General features: G+C 70.7%; 1 pseudogene. It reads left to right on the plus strand.

The annotated features are described in order from the left end of the window. Window positions 1-52 precede the first annotated feature (52 nt). Window positions 53-1,909 (plus strand): annotated as a pseudogene (locus CAG33_RS28005) (hypothetical protein); the annotation flags it as partial.

Genomic DNA, 1,909 nt, shown 5'->3' on the forward strand with positions numbered 1-1,909 from the left:
CCCCTTCCGGCTTCCAATGACCCCGTCGCCCACCCGCACCGGAGTCTTTGCCATGCTCATCCAGCCCCTGCGAGCCGTCGCCCCCCTGGCCCTGCGCGAGCCCGAGATCCCCGGCCGCACCGAACCCCAGCTGCCTGACGGCTCATGGGGCATCAACCGCGCCGCCGCCCTGGACAACTTCCCAGGCAAGGGCCTGAAGGTGCACATCCTGCCCTGGGCCAACATGAGCCGCGGCGACAAGGTCGAGCTGCTGTTCGACAACGGCAAGGTCGACCAGCACACCCTTACCCAGGACAGCGAGGTCAACGAGCGCGTGACCCTGTGGGTGGCGCCGGGGCGCATCGCCAGCGGCGCGCACACCCTGGGCTACATCGTCACCCGCCTGAGCCAGTTGCCCGAGCCCTTCGCCCCGGCGGTGCAGCTCCACGTCAAGCTGGAGCTGCCCGGCGGCCAGGACCTGGATCCGGAGGACGGCGCCCATTCCGAACTCTTCCAGTACATCGACCCCGAACTGGTCGCCGGCGGCATCGACAAGGACACCGCCGCCCAAGGCGTCGACATCGTGATCAAGGCCAAGCCCGGCCGCCCGGCCAAGCCCGTCTACCCCAACATCGCCGTGGGCGACGTGGTGACCCTGAGCTGGGGCGGCGTGCTGGTGAGGTCGGCGCCGGTGACCCAGGCGCAGGTCGACGACCCGGACGCCAACCCCCTCACCGTCCACGTCAGCGAGGCGGTGATCCTCGAGGCCGGCGACTCGGGCCCCGAAGGCCTGGCCGTGACCTTCACGCTGCATGACCGGGTCGACAACGCCGCCGAGGACTGGTGCCGGGAGACCCGGATCGTGGTGGACACCGGCCACTCGCGGCTGGGCGCGCCGATCGTCAAGGAGGCGGTCAACAACACGCTGGACCTGGACGCCCTGGGCGACGCCGACGCGACCGTGCAGATCATCGCCCTGGCCCCCGACTTCAAGCTGGGCGACGTGATCGTCGCCGTGCTCAAGGGCACCACGCTGGAAGGCGAGGCGGTGGCCGTCGAGGTGCGCGGCCAGCCGCTGGCCAACCTGCCCAGCATCGTCGAGCTGAAGGTGCCCAACCTCAAGGTGCGCGACCTGGCCAAGACCCAGGCGATCTTCAGCTACCGCGTGGAGCGCGGCGGCTCGCCCGACCTGCTCTCCAAGGGCCGCTTCGTCAACCTCGTCGGCGAACCCAAGCGCCTGGCCGCGCCCGTCGCCGAGGACGCCCAGGACGGCGCCCTCGACCCGGACCTGCCGGTCGTGCGCGTGCGCATCCCCTACGACCCGCTCATCCAGGAAGGCATGGCCATCGAGCTCAAGTGGCTGGGCACCCGGCCCGACACCACCACCTACGACCCGGTGCTGGACTGGTACTTCCCCAGCAAGGCCGAGGCCGACGACCCGGCCGGCTTCACGGTGACGGTCGAGGGCCGGCACCTCAAGACGCTGGAGGGCGGCACGCTGGACCTGTCCTACAACCTGCTCGCCGACGACAACGGCACCATCGTCAGCCGCGGCTCCCTGCACGCCGCGCTGCTCAACGTCGGCGCGCCGCAGCTGGAGCTGGTCAAGCCCACCGTCCTCGGCGAGAAGGACGGCGCCCTCGAACCCAAGGACCTGGCCGGCGGCACCAGCGCGGTCACCTGCCCCAACCCGCTCGCCACCCCGACCAAGCCCATGGACGTGGTCACCTGGCAGCTGCGCGACGCCGCAGGCGGCGTGCTCCACGAAGACAGCAAGACCCTCAACGCCCTCAGCGCCGGCAAGGACGTCGTCTTCACCCTCAGCGCCGCGTTCGTGCAGCAGCACTTCGAGGCCCGGCGCGGGGAGACGCTGACGGCGAGCTACAGCATCCGGCGGGCCGAGACGGGCAAGGTGAGCTATTCCAATCCG

Origin of the sequence: Pseudomonas sp. B3(2017) (assembly GCF_002113595.1) — a bacterium.
In the GTDB taxonomy this organism is placed as follows: domain Bacteria; phylum Pseudomonadota; class Gammaproteobacteria; order Pseudomonadales; family Pseudomonadaceae; genus Aquipseudomonas; species Aquipseudomonas ekonensis.